The 14,616-nt window shown below is 32.9% G+C and carries 12 protein-coding genes; all 12 read left to right on the top strand.

Annotated elements, in window-relative coordinates; translation table 11 throughout:
* Positions 1-2 precede the first annotated feature (2 nt).
* The 12 genes from CRO45_RS03580 to CRO45_RS03525 all read left to right on the top strand — a co-directional run bounded on the left by CRO45_RS03580 (position 3) and on the right by CRO45_RS03525 (position 14,459).
* The gene (locus tag CRO45_RS03580) at positions 3-1,484 is read left to right on the top strand and encodes a class I adenylate-forming enzyme family protein (RefSeq protein WP_097148266.1); all 1,482 of its coding nucleotides are present in this window, start codon (positions 3-5) and stop codon (positions 1,482-1,484) included.
* Positions 1,481-2,617, top strand: coding sequence for a thiolase domain-containing protein (locus tag CRO45_RS03575; protein WP_097148265.1), 1,137 nt, complete (start codon positions 1,481-1,483; stop codon positions 2,615-2,617). The genes CRO45_RS03580 and CRO45_RS03575 overlap by 4 nt, the downstream gene beginning before the upstream one ends.
* Complete coding sequence (locus tag CRO45_RS03570; RefSeq protein WP_235864514.1) at positions 2,618-2,947, top strand: Zn-ribbon domain-containing OB-fold protein; 330 nt, start codon at positions 2,618-2,620, stop codon at positions 2,945-2,947.
* A 53-nt stretch (positions 2,948-3,000) separates the two neighbouring features.
* Positions 3,001-3,975, top strand: coding sequence for a DMT family transporter (locus CRO45_RS03565; RefSeq protein WP_097148264.1), 975 nt, complete (start codon positions 3,001-3,003; stop codon positions 3,973-3,975).
* A gap of 124 nt (positions 3,976-4,099) precedes the next feature.
* On the top strand, positions 4,100-5,359 hold the full coding sequence (locus CRO45_RS03560) for a M48 family metallopeptidase (protein ID WP_097148263.1): 1,260 nt from the start codon (positions 4,100-4,102) through the stop codon (positions 5,357-5,359).
* A gap of 90 nt (positions 5,360-5,449) precedes the next feature.
* Entirely contained in the window at positions 5,450-6,541 is a 1,092-nt protein-coding gene (locus tag CRO45_RS03555; protein ID WP_170949396.1) for a sensor histidine kinase, read from the top strand.
* Positions 6,541-7,188 carry a response regulator transcription factor gene (locus tag CRO45_RS03550; protein ID WP_268878117.1) on the top strand — a complete coding sequence of 216 codons (648 nt, stop codon included), beginning with the start codon at positions 6,541-6,543 and terminating at the stop codon, positions 7,186-7,188. The genes CRO45_RS03555 and CRO45_RS03550 overlap by 1 nt, the downstream gene beginning before the upstream one ends.
* 6 nt (positions 7,189-7,194) lie before the next feature.
* Complete coding sequence (locus CRO45_RS03545; protein WP_328588596.1) at positions 7,195-8,403, top strand: serine hydrolase; 1,209 nt, start codon at positions 7,195-7,197, stop codon at positions 8,401-8,403.
* Between the two features lie 336 nt (positions 8,404-8,739).
* Positions 8,740-9,672, top strand: a complete 933-nt coding sequence (locus CRO45_RS03540) for an ABC transporter ATP-binding protein (RefSeq protein ID WP_097148260.1) — start codon at positions 8,740-8,742, stop codon at positions 9,670-9,672.
* Positions 9,673-9,685: 13 nt separating this feature from the next.
* Positions 9,686-10,942, top strand: coding sequence for an ABC transporter permease (locus CRO45_RS03535; RefSeq protein WP_097148259.1), 1,257 nt, complete (start codon positions 9,686-9,688; stop codon positions 10,940-10,942).
* Complete coding sequence (locus tag CRO45_RS03530) at positions 10,939-12,045, top strand: ABC transporter permease (RefSeq protein WP_097148258.1); 1,107 nt, start codon at positions 10,939-10,941, stop codon at positions 12,043-12,045. Before CRO45_RS03535 ends, CRO45_RS03530 begins: the two co-directional genes overlap by 4 nt.
* 200 nt (positions 12,046-12,245) lie before the next feature.
* A complete protein-coding gene (locus tag CRO45_RS03525; protein WP_097148257.1) occupies positions 12,246-14,459 on the top strand; it encodes a peptidoglycan D,D-transpeptidase FtsI family protein in 2,214 nt (737 codons plus the stop codon).
* The last annotated feature ends 157 nt before the right edge of the window (positions 14,460-14,616 follow it).

The raw sequence follows: 14,616 nt of genomic DNA, 5'->3' as shown, positions 1-14,616 counted from the left end.
CATTGACGACAATAGGAAAATTAGCATTAAAATCCGCAAAAGCTTATCCAAATAAAATTGCTGTAAAAGATAAAAATGTTTCATATACTTACGGAGAATTAGAAAAAAGAGCCTATGCTCTTTCAACTTACCTAAATCAAATAGGACTAAAAAAAGGAGATCGTATAGGTATTTTAATGTCAAATCGCGCAGAGCATATTGAGTTAGATATAGCAGTATCCCTTGCAGGTTTGGTAAAAGTACCTTTAAACTATCGACTTCATCCATTAGAACATGATTATCAAATAGAGGATTCTGGAATGTCTCTATTAATCGGTGAAAAAGAGTTAATAAACAATATAGAAGTTGAAATTCCATCGATCTATGTTGGTAAAGATTATGAAGACATTGTTAAACAATATTATGGTAAATCCTTTGAAAATGAAGTAGATGAAGATGATTTAATGGCGATTATGTACACTTCTGGTACAACAGGTAATCCAAAAGGTGTAATGCTTTCACATAGAAATATGGTAGCTGGTGCCCAATCGCTAGCAATTGCTTGTGAAGTGGATTTTACTGACATTATAGGTCATGTAGCTCCCCTCACACATGGAGCGAACTTTTTAAGTCATGTTGCTTGGCTCTACGGTTTAACACAAGTTGTATATGATAAATTTGAACCACATCAATTTGTGAATCACCTAGAGCAAGATAAGGTTTCTGTTATTTTTCTAGTCCCAACAATGGTGAACTTAATGGTACAACATGAGAGCTTTGATTCAAGTAAGTTAAAAACAATTAAATCTATTAATATGGCAGGAGCGCCAATTGCTGTTGCTAAATTACAAGAAGCATTAGATAAAATTGGTACAAAATTTGTAGAAACGTATGGCCAAGTGGAAGCGCCAATGTGTATTTCTATTATGCCACGATATGATTTACAAACTCATCTAGATTCATGTGGTCGAATTGGGCCATTTGTTGATGTGAAAATTGTTGACGATGAAGGTAGAGAAGTACAAAGGGGAGAAATCGGCGAAATTACCGCTAAAGGACCACTTGTTATGAAAGGCTATTGGAATAACGAAAAAGCTACAAATGAGACGTTACAAGATGGGTGGCTTCATACGGGAGATTTAGGGCGAATAGATGAAAATGGATATCTTTATATTGTCGATCGTAAAAAAGAAGTTATTATCTCCGGTGGTGTCAATATTTATCCACGGGAAGTTGAGGAAGTATTAAACAAACATCCATATGTTAAGGAAACATGTGTTATTGGTGTTCCTGATGAAAAATGGGGAGAAAATGTTGTTGCATATATCGTTCCTAATGGTCGTGGTGAAGTAAAGGATGAAGATCTAATTGATTTGTGTAAAAATCATCTAGCAAGCTTTAAAAAACCAAAAGAGATTTATATTGTTGACAGTTTACCAAAGAGCTCTTATGGAAAAATTCTTAAACGGGAGCTTGTTAAAAAACATATTGGGGTGACGAAATGACCACTGTTTACGTACATGGCATAGGCATGACGAAGTTTGGTAGCTTTGAAGATAAGTCACTAAAAGATCTTTTAATTGAAGCAAGTATTGGGGCGTTAAAGGACGCTAATCTTCCAAAAATTGATGCTGTCTTTGTTGGTAATTTTATGGGGGGGACTTTATCAAACCAAGAAATATTAGGAGCAATTGTTGCGAATGATTTAGGGTTAGGTTATATCCCTACTGCAAAATTAGAAGGGGCATGTGCTTCAGGTGGGATTGCTTTAAGACAAGGAGTACTAAGTATTTTAAGTGGTGAATACGAAAATGTCCTTGTTGTTGGTGCTGAAAAAATGAAACACGCATCAACAGCAACTGTAACCCAATTTATAAACACTGCAATGGACCAAAGTACAACAGAAAAAGAAGCAGGGTTAACATTTCCAGGTTTCTTTGGTACTGTAGCAAATCGATATATGTACGAGACAGGAGCACAGAAAGAGCATCTTGCAAAAGTGGCATTAAAAAATAGAGAAAATGCTATGAATAACCCATTAGCCCAATTCCAAAAACCAACTTCAATTGAAGAAATAGTCAATGCTCGAATGGTTACAGACCCATTAGGATTATTTGATTGCTCTCCAATTACAGATGGAGCAGCAGCTGTTGTCTTGTCTAGTAAGCCATCAAATATTAAGGTACGTGCTTCTTCACAGAGCTCGGGTCCAACTTTAATGCAAGATGCGATTGATTTATTATCTCTTCCGGCCGTAAAAATATCTGGTGAAAGAGCATATGAAAAAGCAGGATTAGGTCCCGAAGATATTGATGTGGCTGAAATTCATGATTGCTTCTCAATGACAGAAATTCTATCCATTGAGGAACTTGGCTTTTTCCCTAAACTTGAAGGATGGAAAGCGGTTGAAGCAGGAGAAACAAAAGTAGGAGGGAGAATACCAGTTAACACAAGTGGTGGTTTACTATCTAAAGGTCACCCAATAGGAGCAACTGGGATTTCTCAAATCTATCAACTTGTTCGTCAACTAAGAGGGAATGCTCCAAATCAACTTGCAAAACAACCGAAAATAGCATTAGCTCAAAACTTAGGTGGTACTGGTGCCTATTCTGTAGTTCATATATTGGAGAGGGTGTAAATGATGAAAGTATATGAATGTTGTGGAATTGAATCTGTTACAAAAAAAGTTTATTGTAGCTCTTGTGGAAAAGAAATTACAAATGAAATTGACGTACCAGAGGAAGGAACAGTTTATAGTTATACTGTGATTCAAGTACCGCCAGCACAATTTGCACATCTTGCCCCTTATACCGTTGCATTAATACAACTAAAAAATTCTAAAGCGAAGGTAACTGCTCGAATTTTAGAATCAGTAGCAATCGGTGATCAGGTAAAATTAGATTCTATTGTAGATGGGGCATACGTATTTAAAAAAGTAGGTAGTAGTAAAGTACTCCATAATTCGTAATTGAATTATGGGGTTTTTCCTATTGCTTCGGGAGTATAAAGAGGGGCGATTTAATGAGTAATGCTAAAATCTATACAATATTAGTATTAGTTATGTTAGCTTGGGGCTTAAATGTTACTTGGCTAAAAATTATTGTTTCTAATGGAGATCCATTAACATTACAATCTGTTCGAATTTTTTTGGCTGGTATTACTGTTTTTACTATTTTATTAATTCTAAGACAAAAATTATATGTACGAAATATGCCATGGAAATATATATTGTTAGGCAGTTTTTTCGGTGTTATATGTCACCACGCATTTTTAGCATTTGGAATACAGCAAACAACTGGAACAAAAACTGCAATTATCAGTGGACTTAGTCCGCTAATTGTTGCATTAATTGCTGTTATTTTTAAAGACACTATTATGACTAAATCAAAATTAATAGGTTTTATTTTAGGTGGAATAGGCGTTTTAACAGCTGTCCTTCGTGATTTTCGTGAATTGTTGAGCTGGGAATTGGGAGATATTTTAGTCTTTCTTTCGTTCTTTTTACAGGCTTTTAGCTTTATTGCAATTAGAAGAGGAACAAAAACGATTTCTCCCTTATTAATGACTGCATATATGCTAACAATTGGTTCAATTCTATTAGTGTTAAGCTCGAGCTTAATCAATCCATCTAGTTTTGTATCCTTTGCTACGACTGATTTAACTTTTTGGTCTGTCTTTTTATTATCCGCTATTGTTGCAACTGGATTAGGACATAGTCTTTATAACTTATGTATAAAGCATATTGGAACAGCTGAATCTGCCATTTTTGTTAATCTAAATACAGTATTCGCATTGTTTGGAACGACAATTTTATTACATGAGCTAATTACTTACCAACAAATTACGGGTACTATTATAATCATTACTGGCGTATTAATCGGAACGAGCAATATAGAATCTATTATTACAAAATATAAAAATCGACAGAAGAAAAGTCAAGAGGAAGAGAATCTTTTAGATACAGATTTCATAAAGGATGAACAAAAGGTTCAATAATATAAACAAAGTAAAAAGGTAGTCTAAGTCTAAAAATAGTTTAAGTAGTGAAATTTAGTTCTATCTTTTATTCTATTTGATTATATTAGTGTAGAAAAGAAATGAATGATATAGGTGGGTGTTTATGGCGAAAAAATGGGGAATACGTGGGTTAGTGGCCTTTGGTATTTATGTACTCATTATGTATGTTTATCTTTTCCACTTAAATAATGGAGGCATTCCAGATTCTTTAAAAGGGTCACCAAGCGATCCAGAAACATTTATGACAGATCAAGAACTTCTATTAAGTGGAGAGTATTCTAAAATAAGAAATTTTTTATTTTTTATTTTGACTCCATTTGAATGGTTATTGTATTTATTTATATTGATTTCAGGGTTGTCGTACTTATTTGAAAAATGGTCAAATGTTACAAAATGGAAAATCATGCATAATGCCACGTATTTATTTTTATTATCACTGTTAACATTTATCGTGTTCTTTCCAATTGACTATTTTCGATACACATTAAGTAAAGGATATGGGATTAGTACTCAAGAATTTCCGTCCTGGATGAGAGATAATATTATCGATTTTTGGGTTAATTTTGTCATAACGGTAATTGTTATTTCCGTCCTCTATTGGCTCATAAAGAAAAGTACAAAAAAATGGTGGTTCTATGCATGGTTACTAACAATACCATTCTCTATCTTTTTAATGTACATACAACCGGTGATTATCGATCCGCTGTATAACGAATTTTATCCTTTAAAGGATAAGGAATTGGAAGAGAAAATTTTATTATTGGCAGAAGAAGCGAACATTCCTGCTGAACATGTATTTGAAGTCAATATGGCTGACAAAACAAATGCAATGAATGCATATGTGACTGGAGTTGGAGATAACTCACGAATTGTACTATGGGATACGACTTTAAATCGATTATCTGATGAAGAAATTCTTTTCATCATGGGACATGAAATGGGTCACTATGTTGAAAAGCATATTTATATTGGTATATTCGGATATATTCTTATGATGTTTGTCGGGTTATGGCTATTATCTAAGCTCATGCCTTGGTTTATTAGAAAATACGGAAAAATATTGAAAATTGAAAGTCTACAGCAGATCCATTCATTGCCGTTACTTTTATTGATTTCTTCGTTTTTATTATTTTTCTCGAATCCCCTTTATAACACTGTTTCGAGGTATCAAGAAGCAAGAGCTGATCAATTTGCCATTGAAATCGTTGAAAATCCTGAAGCTGCAATAAGTGGCTTCCAAAAACTAGCGAAAGCAGGTTTAAGTGAAGTTAACCCACCTACACTCGTCAAATGGTTTAGATATACTCATCCACCAATGCTTGAAAGAATAAATACAATAGAAGAGACAATTAATAATAAGTGAAGTTAAGGAAGCGTTAGAAATTGAATCTAATGCTTCCTTTCAATAATGGTATAATTAGGATATATATAAATTTAGATGGGTGGATATTTTATGCAAGAAGCGATTCTCCGATACGGTAGCTTAGTCCTTATAACATTTATCGTATTACTCCAATCATACCTCGCCAATGATCCAATGGTTAATATGATAATCATTTTAACTTTTCTATTACTCTTTTATTTTTTAATTCCAGTGTTTAACCGAGCTATTATAAATTATGTGATAATTGTTACCGTATTTGCTTTATCGGTACTTTTTAATATTCGTATTGAATACTTATTAGTTATTATTTCATTCTTCATATTAGATGGAACGTTCATTTTAATGGCTCGCCATTTTTATATTTTTATTACATATTTATTAGTTGTTTGCATAGGTTTAGTATTTTCCTCATATTTAACGTTAAATAATCTACTTTTAGTTGTTCTCCTTGTTATTTGTGCAAGTTTTCTTCTTCAAACAGTCATTGAAAGAAAAGAAAAAAATGAATTATATGACCAACTATTATCTCAGTATAGAAAATTAAAAAGATTATCAGTAGAACAAGAACAACTTGTTAGAGCAGAAGAAAGAACTAAAATTGCTCGTGATATGCATGATTCTGTTGGACATAAATTAACGGCATTACTTATGCAGTTAGAAGTGATGGATATAAAAAATGAGGATAATAATTTACAACATATTAAATTATTAGCGCGGGAAAGTTTAGAAGAAACTCGTTTTGCTGTTCGTCAACTAAAAGTAAACGAAGCAAGTGGAATTCAATCGGTTGTGCAATTAATACGAAAGCTAGAGATGGAAAGTCATTTAGTAATAAAATTCACATTAGAAAAAGGGATATTATCAATTCCATTAACAAACAACCAATCGATCATATTATATAGGATTTTACAAGAGTCCTTAACAAATGCAATGAAACATAGTGAATCAAAGGAAGTAGAAGTTACAATCGGAACAAATTCTTTACAACATGTACAATTTTCAGTTAAAAATAAAATCTATTCTCAAATGCCCCTTGTTCAAGGTTTTGGTCTAACTAATATGAAAGAACGACTACAAGAAATCGGAGGTGAGTTGAGGGTAACTAAAAATGATCAGCAATTTATTGTAGAAGGGACATTCCCTTTAAGGAGAGAAGGATAGTGACAGTACGTATTTTACTTGTTGAAGACCAGGCTATTGTTCGTAATGGTTTGAAAATGATTATTGAGCAAGATGAGGAATTTCAAATAGTTTCAGAAGCTAGTAATGGAATAGAAGCATTAGAGATTTTAGAAAAGGTACATATCGACTTAATATTAATGGATATTAGAATGCCAAAAATGAATGGAATAGAAGCAACTAAAAAGATTAAGTTACGATTTCCACGGATCAAAATACTTATTTTAACAACCTTTGATGATGATGAATATGCATATCAAACATTAAAAGATGGAGCTATGGGCTTTATATTAAAATCATCTGAACCTGAAAAACTACTTGCATCCATACGTAGTGTATTAGAAGGGGGATTAGTCATCCAAGAGGACGTAGCAGCAAAGTTAATGCCAAAATTATTACAGCAACAACCCTTTATCTCTCAATCTGATTATCAACACCAAGCCTTATCAGAACGTGAATTGGAAATTGTTAAACTGGTCGGGGAAGGCAAAACGAATAAAGAAATTGCAAGTTTGCTATTTTTATCTGTTGGAACTGTAAAAAATCATATAACTCATATATTGCAAGAATTAGAGTTGCGGGATCGTACACAGATTGCTATTTATGCTATCAAAAATGGTATCGTATAAAATTTTATAGGAGGAAATCATATAAAAGAGAATTTTTATTGTAGGAGAAAAACTTCTGTAATAATTCTCATTATTGTATTCTTTTTCGGGCTGTTCCCGAAAACTGGGTATACACAAAGTAGTGGGAAATCCATTTTTCAAGAGGAACTTTCAAAAGAAATAGAAGCGTATATTAAATCTACAGGCGGGGATATTGCAATCGAATATTATGATTTAACATCTTCAGAAACATATACACGAAATAATCTAAGAGGATATATGGCTGCGAGCACCATAAAACTTCCGTTAGTTATGTATGTAATCGAACTAGTTGATCAGAAAAAATTAGATATAAATGAAACGCTAACTTATAACAAAAGACATTATGTCGGTGGAAGTGGTGTCATAAAAAATGAGAAAGTGGGTACTAGCTATACAATAGAAGACCTTATTCAAAAATCTATTGTTTATAGCGATAATATTGCCTTTGAAATGTTAAAAGAAAAAGTAGGGCAAAACAATTATGTAAATTATATGAAAAGATTAGGAGCCAGTTTCTCAACACCTAATGCATTAAAAAATACATCAGCCAATGATTTAGTATTATATGCAAGACAATTATACCAATATAGTGAATACAGCGATAATGCTAGAAAACTAGTGGAAACCTTACAACAAACAGTTTACAACGAAACAATCCCAAGTGGCATTCCAAATAAAAAAGTTTCCCATAAAGTCGGCATGATACCGATGTATAATATTTCTCATGATTTTGGAATTGTTTACGATGAGGAACCATATGTGCTTTCTATCATGACTAAAGGATTTGCTTATGAGAAATCAAAAAGTGTTATTGCAACAATCGCATCGATTGTTGATAAACACCATCAACAAAAAGTGAAATATATAGAACTAACTTCTGATTCACCTATTTATAAACTACAAAGTGATCATCAAAGTATTGGTATTTTAAAGGTAAACGAGATTTTCAGAGTCACATCAAATGAAGACACTATGTACGGAATTCAGTTTGGAAGTTCGATTATATATGTTCCAAAATCACATGTAAAAGAAACAACAATCAAACCAACGAATTATTTTATACATAAACGACCGACATTTGCTACCTTATATGCTATTGACGAAGTGGATGTTTTAAAGAAACCTTCGCCTGATGAGGATATTATAGCGACACTTTCAGAAAATATAAAGATTACTTCTATTCGAAAAATATAAAGATTATTATAAGGTGTTTTTTGGACATCGAATTGGGTATATAGAAGCTAGTAAAGTAAAAGTGAATGAATGAGGGCTTAACCTATATGAATACACTTTAAAAGGTGAAATGACTTCGAACAAGGTAGTGGTTGTCTTGAAAGGTTTTCCTTCAAGACAACCTTTTTTCATTAATTACACAAAAATTTGTGTCAGTGTGAAAAGGCTACTCCTTGGATTTTTATTGTTGGCATTCACTCAATGTGACTGAGGTCATTTTTTTTATGACGTCGGTGACTTATGGAAGTTAAATGGAATTGATATAGTTAAATTAGTTAGGAAAGGGTGGCGAAAAATATGCTTGAAGTCGTTAATTTATCGAAAGTTTATAAAAAGAACAAAGCTGTTGATCAAGTGAATTTTTATATAGAGCCAGGTGAAATTGTTGGTTTGTTAGGTCCAAATGGTGCGGGGAAATCAACAACCATTGCAATGATTTCTACACTTATTACACCTAGCGCCGGTGATGTGCTATTCCAAAATCAAAATGTAATTAAAGATCCAAAAGTTTTAAGGAAGATTTTAGGTGTAGTACCACAAGAAATTGCTCTTTATGGAGATTTAACTGCGCGGGAAAACTTAGAGTTTTTTGGAAGTATGCATAAAATTCCAAAGAGTAGATTAAAAGAAAGAATAGACGTTGTTTTAAAACAAATTGGTTTAGAAAATGAACATAAAAAACTTGTAAAACATTATTCAGGTGGAATGAAAAGAAGGTTAAACATTGGAGTGGCATTATTACATGAGCCTCAATATTTAATTATGGATGAGCCAACAGTAGGTATAGATCCACAATCACGCAACCACATTTTAGAAACTGTAAAACTTTTAAATAAAGAATTAAAAACGGCGATCATTTATACGAGCCATTACATGGAAGAGGTTGAGTATCTATGTAATCGTATTTATATTATGGATCAAGGACGCGTTATAGCTTCTGGAACAAAAGAGGAAATTAAGTCTATTCTTTCCTCAGAAAAAATGATTTTAGTGAAATTTAATCAGTATTCCAATGGTTTAGTTCATGAATTAATGAACCATCCGTTACTTTCAAATATAAGTGTTAAAGAATCTGAAGTTAGTTTTACGATTGCTAAGGGTACGAATTTTTTACCAATGTTAATGTCAATTTGTGAACAACATCAAATTGTCTTGAACAGTTTTCAAGTAAAAGAACCAACATTAGAAGATGTCTTCTTACATTTAACTGGACGCGCATTACGGAACTAGGAGGGGAAAAGAGATGTTTTTATCTTTAATTAAAAAACAATTTAAGGTTTTTTTGCGTAACCCTTCCGAGCTACTATTACTTTTAGCTTTGCCAGTTGGTCTTATTACTATTTTGAGTTTTGCTCTAGGTTCTCTTTGGGAAGGCAATTCTGATTTCTCAAAGATAGAAATGGCTATTATTCAACATGGTAATGAAGAAGAACAAATACAAGAATTTATTAAGGATATAAGTAGCTCGTTCCCATTAGACGAGACGACGATTCAAAATATAGAAACAATGTCACCTGTATCCACGTTACTGAACGAAGTGCTTGGAAATAACGAGGTAAAAGAGTTTATTACTATTACAAAACTTGAATCAATCGAATTGGAAGACGCTAGAAATAGTGGCCAATATAATGCAATCATTGAAATTCCAGAAGGATTTACTACTGATTATTTAATATCTGTCTTCGACGAAGGAAATGCCCCTTCATTTCAAGTCTATTTAAATGAAAATGAACAAACTACATCAGCAATACTACAAAACATTTTAGATTATTATCAATATCAACACTCATTATTTACAACAATAGGAAAACATCAACTACTCACTGAAGAATTTACAATGCCTAGTCTTGACTTGACTTCAGAGATTCGAATAGCCAGCACAAAGGAAAAAATTACATCTAGCATCTATTACACTTTTAGCATGAGTGTGATGTTTATATTATTTATGGCAGGTAGTGTAGCAAGTCATGCATATTTAGAAAAGAATTCACACATTTTTGATCGTATTCTACTTGCTCAAGTACATCCTTTAGTATATTTGGCTAGTATAGTTGTTTCTACAGTTATTTTAACAATGGTTCAAGTGGGGATTTTGTTCCTAATTAGCTACTTTTTGTTTAATATTCCTTTTACAAATTGGATGTTGTATCTGTTAGTTACGTTTATGGTATCCCTCGCTGTTGGCGGAATAAGTGCGTTACTATCGTCACTGAATTTTAGAAGCAATTCAGCAACAGCATCGAATTTATTTATGAATGCATTTGTTGCAATTTTAGCGTTACTCGGTGGAAGTTTCTTTAATATTAGCGGACTATCACCTGTTTTAGCAGAGATTGGTTTATGGACACCGAATGGAGCAGCGTTAGAAGGGTATTTAAGACTCGTTCAGAACGCTTCATTCTCAAGTATTCAACCGATTTTATTAAACTTAGGAATTTTAGCATTTATTTTTATTCTACTAGCATTTCTTTCGTTTCCTAAAAGGGGTGGTACCGTATGATGGATATTTTAAAAACGAAGTTCTTACTATTAGCACGACAACCTGCTAGTTTCATTGTTATTACAATAGTAATTTGTATATTTGCCTTCGTTTTAGGTTTAGGACAACAAGCTAAGATACCAATAGCAGTATATTCGGATATTGAGGAAAATCTAACTAATAATATAGTAGAAAGGCTAAATGAATTGCCACGTACCCAATTTACAATTTACGAAGAAGAAGAGGCACTGAGCAAGGTTGAAAACGGGGATGTTAACGTAACGATTCATTTAAAAGAAAGTGGTTTTGATTTAATAATTGCACCAGATTATATGGAAGCACCTATTTTACAAAATCAGTTGACAACGATTTATGGAGAAATCATGCAAAAGGATGCCATATTAAATACTTTCCCTGTTAATATGCATTCTGAAGTAATGCTTGCTCTAGATGAAGCCAAACAATCACCAAGTTTTCAAATACAATATTCAAATTTCTCAAATGACGAGTCATTTATTTGGGATTCTCAATTACAAAGTTTATTTGGTTTTACTTTATATATGGTTATTTATACAGTGTCAAATGGCGTATTCAATATTGTTCTAGAGAGAAGATTTAATATTTGGGATCGACTAACGATTTCATCTATTAGTAAAACAAAAATATATTTAGCAAATTTAATGTATTGTTTTTTACTCGGTTATATTCAAGTAGCCCTCGTTCTATCAATATTTCATTTTGGCGTTGGGGTTAATTTTTATGGAGGGTATTTAAATACGCTATTAGTGATTATACCTTATTTGATTTGTATAGTTGCCTTGTCAATTTTTATAGCATCCATCTCAGATACACCTGGTAAATTTAACGCTTATATGTCAGTTATTGCAGTACCGGTTGCTATGTTAGGTGGAGGATTCTGGCCTCTTGAAATTGTTACTTCTGAAATTATGCAAACTATTTCATATATTTCACCAATCCGTTATGGAATGGAATTATTGTTTGGTGTCACATTACATGGTGCGCCAATGGCTTCCATAATTGAGCCAATCAGCATTCTGTTATTTATGACCGTACTTTTAATGGGTATAGGTATCAATCTGTTAGAGAAAAAGGGGCTTAGATAAGAGTGTAAAGAGGGGAATTTCCCTCTTCTTTTTTATATATAAATTAAATAATAATTAGCCTAAAACAAAGAAACCAAGTAATTTGAAAACCGTCACATTTAATGATGAGTACTTCTTTTTAATTAAAAGAACAAATGATATACTAAAATGCATGATTAAAGAACATTTTTATCAATCTAGTAAGTGAAAGGGGGATTCAAATGAGAAAATTGCCAAAAAATAATCGTGCTTCTAGTGTAAAGGCAAAATATCGAGCGAATTTATCTTTTCGTATGAATGTTCTGTTTTTTTCAATCTTTGTGTTATTTTCACTATTAATTTTTCGGTTAGGTTACTTACAAATTGTTAAAGGTGAAGACTATGTGCGTGCTATTGAAAGAACAGAAGAAATTTCAGTCAATACAAGTGTTGCAAGAGGTAGAATTTACGATCGTTATGGGAGAATTTTAGTAGATAATGAACCGGAAAATGCTATTACTTATACTAAAATGCCTAGCACTACTACAAGCGAAATGCTTACAATCGCTGAACAGTTAGCAATGTTAATCGAACAACCAGTTGATCGAATTACATATCGCGATAAATTAGATTTTTGGATTTTACTAAATAAAGAAGAAGCGTATGCAAAAGTTTCAGAAGAGGAAGAAGCTGCACTTAAAGCAAATGAAGAGCTTGACTCAAAACAAGTACAAATAGAAATTGACCGATTAGTTCGAGAGCGCATTACCGATGAAGAACTAGCACAATTAACTGAACATGAATTAGAAGTGTTAGCGATTTATAGGGAAATGACTTCAGGGTATAATTTATCTCCTCAAATTATTAAAAACGAAAATGTTACTCCCGAAGAATTTGCCCGTGTTTCAGAGCGCTTACCGGATTTACCAGGGATTAATACAACAACAGACTGGAAGCGTGTTAGATTAAATTCTCTTTCAATTTTAGGGAGAACGACAGTGCCTAGAAAAGGTATTCCTTTAACAAAATTGGATTATTTCTTAGCTAGAGATTACTCACGAAATGATCGAGTAGGGGAAAGTTATTTTGAAGCACAATATGAAGAGCTATTACAAGGCAAAAAGTCAGTTGTAAAAAATGTTACGAATAAAAAAGGACAAGTGATTGATACAGTTACAACTTATGAGGGAGAACCAGGAAATGATTTAGTTTCAACAATAGATATTGAGCTTCAACAAGAAGCAGAAAGAATTGTTGAAGAGAAATTATTAGAATTAAAATCAATAGGTGGCTCAAAGTTATTAGATAGGGCTTTCTTTGTCATGATGAACCCAAATACAGGGGAATTGTTAGCTGTAGTAGGTAAAAAAATAGAAACAGATCCCAAAACTGGGGAAAGCTATATTATTGACTACTCATATGGTACATTTACAACAGCCTATGAAGCAGGGTCAACAATAAAAGCAGCTACTGTTTTGATGGGTTATAAAGAAGGCGTAATTTCACCAGGTAAAAGATTAATCGACCAACCGATTAAACTATTAAATACAGAACCAAAAAGTTCGATATTTAACCGTTCTGGTGCTATACCGATGGATGATCTAAAAGCGTTAGAAAGATCGTCTAACTCATATATGTTCCAAATTGCAATGCTAATGGGTGGTACAAATTACAGCTACAATATGCCACTAATTATTAGGGATGATACGTTAAGTAGAATGCGTAATGGTTTCGCAGAATTTGGACTTGGCGTAAATACTGGTATAGATTTACCTGGTGAATTTCCTGGTTTCCAAGGTGTTCCAGATAATCCAGGGGTTGTACTAAACCAAGCTATTGGGCAATACGACACTTATACAACGATGCAATTAGCGCAATATATTTCAACAGTTGCCAATGGTGGTTATCGTATTCAACCTAGAATTTTAAAAGAAATACGTGAACCTTCTCAAGATGGTCAAAATTTAGGATTATTAGTGGAGGAGATTACACCAACCGTATTAAACCGTATATCGAATTCTGAATCGGAAATCGAACATGTTAAAAAAGGGCTCCGACAAGTATATATAGGATCTCAAGGTTCTGCACGGGGTAATTTCAAAGATGCTCCATACACAGCTGCTGGTAAAACAGGTACAGCAGAGGTAGTTTATTATGGTCCGATAAGAGAAGAATGGAGAACAAATACCGTTACTTTATCGCACGTTGGTTTTGCACCGTATGAAAACCCAGAGGTGGCATACGCGGTTGTAATTCCATGGGCTTCGACTAATTTTAATTTATATTTAGACCATAATAACCAAATTGCAAGAGAAGTATTAGATTATTACTTTGAACTGAAAAAGAAGTATGCTGAAAATGGATTATCATCGCATTCGGTGGAACAGAAAATTCTACCTCCAACAACCGATGAAAAAATTGACGAAGAAACAGAAGAACAAATTGTGGAAGAATAATACTCAGGAAGACTCAGGAGGGTTAATGCCTTTTGAGTCTTTTTTTCGTTACATAAAGGTTTAATATATGATTCGTTACTACGAATGATTCCTATAACTATTAACTTTATAGATTTACAATCTCTTAACATTTCGCACAATCTCTTAACACTACGTT

This window comes from Ureibacillus acetophenoni, from assembly GCF_900220965.1.
GTDB classification, from domain to species: domain Bacteria; phylum Bacillota; class Bacilli; order Bacillales_A; family Planococcaceae; genus Ureibacillus; species Ureibacillus acetophenoni.
This window is presented reverse-complemented; position numbering and strand designations above follow the sequence as displayed.

Coding starts and splice junctions, on each gene's coding strand:
- CRO45_RS03575 (WP_097148265.1), top strand. CDS start 1,481: ATGACCACTGTTTACGTACATGGCATAGGCATGACGAAGTTTGGTAGC.
- CRO45_RS03570 (WP_235864514.1), top strand. CDS start 2,618: ATGATGAAAGTATATGAATGTTGTGGAATTGAATCTGTTACAAAAAAA.
- CRO45_RS03565 (WP_097148264.1), top strand. CDS start 3,001: ATGAGTAATGCTAAAATCTATACAATATTAGTATTAGTTATGTTAGCT.
- CRO45_RS03560 (WP_097148263.1), top strand. CDS start 4,100: ATGGCGAAAAAATGGGGAATACGTGGGTTAGTGGCCTTTGGTATTTAT.
- CRO45_RS03555 (WP_170949396.1), top strand. CDS start 5,450: ATGCAAGAAGCGATTCTCCGATACGGTAGCTTAGTCCTTATAACATTT.
- CRO45_RS03540 (WP_097148260.1), top strand. CDS start 8,740: ATGCTTGAAGTCGTTAATTTATCGAAAGTTTATAAAAAGAACAAAGCT.
- CRO45_RS03535 (WP_097148259.1), top strand. CDS start 9,686: ATGTTTTTATCTTTAATTAAAAAACAATTTAAGGTTTTTTTGCGTAAC.
- CRO45_RS03530 (WP_097148258.1), top strand. CDS start 10,939: ATGATGGATATTTTAAAAACGAAGTTCTTACTATTAGCACGACAACCT.
- CRO45_RS03525 (WP_097148257.1), top strand. CDS start 12,246: ATGAGAAAATTGCCAAAAAATAATCGTGCTTCTAGTGTAAAGGCAAAA.